The organism is uncultured Serinicoccus sp. (assembly GCF_947487915.1).
In the GTDB taxonomy this organism is placed as follows: domain Bacteria; phylum Actinomycetota; class Actinomycetes; order Actinomycetales; family Dermatophilaceae; genus Ornithinicoccus.
On sequence record NZ_CANKYH010000023.1, the window covers coordinates 1 to 2,954 of the forward strand.

A 2,954-nucleotide genomic window follows, 5' to 3' on the forward strand; every position below is an offset into this window, starting at 1 on the left:
GACCTTGACGGCGACCAGCGGCGGCGCACCCTAGAAAGCGACGGCACCGGGGCCCTTGACACAGAGGGGAACCAGATCAGGATGTTCGAGTTTGTAGGTGACGGCGCTTCTGCAGTAGGTGCACGGCACCACCAGCCGTCAGTGTGACGACAACGATCCATATCGGAAACGCCAGCGCGAACACACCGGTTGAGTCTGCGGGCGCGGGCCATAGGTCGAGCAAGAGTGCACCCTGGATTACGACCAGCACAGGGACGGCGGCACCCGCGGCCAGTAGGGAAGCGCCGGCACCCCATCGAGCCACGCTGACGCGCCATACGGCGGCGACGAAGATCGAGAGCGCTACGACCCAGGCCTTGTGGCCCAGGTCGGAGAGCGGGGCCGTGATCATCGTGAAAGGGGCCAGCAGGGATAGCAGCACGAGGAGTGCCGCGTAATTATGGCGGGAGCTGGCCGACATGGGTGGCCCATCCTTCAGTGTCGCGACGAGGTTGATTTCGGGAGGTTAAACCACGGGGCCTGGATCTGGAAGCTCTTCCCCGGGCAGGTCTTCTGGGGTCAACGGCGGACCGTATCTCGTCCCGACAGGTGCAGCCAGAGATCCTCGCAGTGACAGCATAGTGGAGCAAAGCTCCTCTGCGAGGCGGTGCGGGCGGCGGCGCAACCTCTTGCCACCTACCCGTGCAGCAGCCCCATTTACTCCTGCGCCCCAATCCGATCCAAGAGCGAACGAGGGTGCATCTCTTCATGCCGCTGACTAGTCTATCCATGGCACTTCCGAGGGGTCGTGAAGTGCCTTCAGTGTCACCTTGCCCATTCGAAACGCTAGGTGTCTGTGCGCGTTCCACGTGTCCGTGTGATTCCGGACGACCTGGCCTCTCGTGGCTGCGACGCTTTTGCTCGACTGAGAGCGCGTTCCAGTCACGGATTGGAGATTCCTGACTCGATCGTCATGGTGGCTGGCTGCTCTTCGCTGTCGGGTTCGAGGAGTATCTGCGGTTCGTTGTCGAGGAGGTTCTGCCAGGCGGCTGGTTGTTGCCAGGGCAGGTTGGGGCAGTTCTGCTCCGTGGGCTCGCCCGGGGTGTCGGTCGTTGCGGCCTGATCTACTACGGCCCATGGGCCGGTGATGTTGATGGTCCCGTCGGCGAGGTCGCCCGTGGCGCGCAGCTCGTGCCGGCACAGTGCCACCGTCCAGGTGTCTCCGTCGAACGTCAGTGATGGCCCCCCGGTAGTCTCCGGGGCCACACCGCGCTGATCGAGGAGATACCAGGTGCCTTCCAACGGGTTCGCGGTGTCCGGGACCGAACCCGACGGCGGGTCCAGGAGAACGTCATCCTCGACCTGGTGCTGCGGCACGCTGGCAAAATGGAGGATGGTCGGACCACTCTCCTGGGGCAGGCTGGTGGTGGGAATGATGAAGTCCTCGTCTACCTGCCCGGTGACCACGAGCTGACCCTCGACCCACGCCAGGCCTGGCGCAGTCGCGGCCGGGGCGCCATCACTGGTGGACCCCATCGTGGGCAGGATGAGCAGCACGTCCCTGGGTTGAAGGGGAGGCGCCGGGTCGCAGTCGGGGTCATCGGAGCGCATCGGCAGTGTCGCCCCGGGGCGCAGCGCACCCGCCGTGACGTCGAGGCCGGGGTAGGTCTCCACCGAGCACCCGTCCGTGACGACGAAGGAGTGGTCCGCGGTGACCGATACTCGTCCGCCGAGACCGAGCAACCCACGGTTGGCCGCACTGGACGTGCCGTGCGAGGTATCGACCGTGAACGCCACCGGTTCCAGCTCGAGCCCGGCCAGCTGATCCCAGCCACTGACAGGACCGTTCGTGCCCGGCTGGCCATCGACCACGTCGAAGACGACCCGGTAGTCCTGGCGCGCGGCGGCCGGCGCGCTGGTGTTCGAGGCGTCATCGGCCGGTATCGGTCGGATCGTCTCGCCCCCACCCAGTGACCAGACCGTGGCGAGCGCTGCGGCACTGGCCGCCGCGCCGGCGCCGGCCATGGACCACACACGGGTGCGGGAGCGGCTGCGTCCCCGCGCCCACGCCGCGAAGGTCAGGTCATCGACCGGAGCGCCCACGGCCCCTCGGCGCAGCAGATCCCTAATGCCGTCATCATCGTGCTCAAACATCCGTGCTCACCTCGCTCAACAGTTCTCGCATACGAGCCAGCCCAAGGCTGGTCTGACTCTTGACGGTGCCCTGGCTAATCCCCAGCGTCTGAGCCGTCGTCGCCACATCCAGGTCCTCGAAGTACCGCAGGACCACCACCGCCCGCGCACGCGGCGGCAGCTGCTGCAGAACCTGACGGACCGCGAGCGAGTCCGCCCACGACCGACCATCGACATCAACCTGCTCGGGCGGATCCTGCGTCGCCAGCTCCGCACCATGCCGGCGCCACCGATCGACGTGCACCGTGTAGAGGACCCGGCGGGTGTACGCCAACGGCATCCCCTCACGGACCTTCGGCCACCGGGCCGCGGTCCTGGTCAGCGCCTCCTGCACCAGGTCGCGGGCCACCTCACGGTCACCGCACAGCAAGAAAGCGGCGCGCTGCAACGTCAGCTGGTGCGCGCCCACGAACACGGCGAAGTCGTCCTCCTCCCCGATCCGTCGGCCCATAGACACCTCCTCTCACCCAGTCCCAACGAGAACACCACCGCATCGGTTGGGTACGAGCACAAAGTCTTATCGCCACACAACCGGGGGCACGGGAGTGACGCAGCCTGGAACCGCACTGGGGCGCCAACAGCAACCACGGCCAACACCCACCACGAACTGGTCTCACCACAGCGGCGGATCAGTAAGCGAGATGCGGCATGACAGAGTGTTCTGCTGGACAGAGATGGGGAGTTGCCTTGAGAGCGTGTCACTACTGAATCGCCCCGGGTCTGATGGAGGCTCTCAACCCTGGGAAGGATGATGAGCACCATGCCAGCACCGAGGAAGTACA

3 protein-coding genes are annotated in these 2,954 nt (G+C 66.0%); all 3 read right to left on the minus strand.

The annotated features are described in order from the left end of the window. Window positions 1-76: 76 nt before the first annotated feature. A complete protein-coding gene (locus Q0795_RS17010) occupies window positions 77-460 on the minus strand; it encodes a hypothetical protein (RefSeq protein WP_298891725.1) in 384 nt (127 codons plus the stop codon). A gap of 461 nt (window positions 461-921) precedes the next feature. After that, a complete protein-coding gene (locus Q0795_RS17015; RefSeq protein ID WP_298891727.1) occupies window positions 922-2,133 on the minus strand; it encodes a hypothetical protein in 1,212 nt (403 codons plus the stop codon). After that, window positions 2,126-2,623: a SigE family RNA polymerase sigma factor gene (locus Q0795_RS17020; protein ID WP_298891729.1), complete on the minus strand. Its 498-nt coding sequence runs from the start codon at window positions 2,621-2,623 to the stop codon at window positions 2,126-2,128. The genes Q0795_RS17015 and Q0795_RS17020 overlap by 8 nt, the downstream gene beginning before the upstream one ends. Window positions 2,624-2,954: the final 331 nt, after the last annotated feature.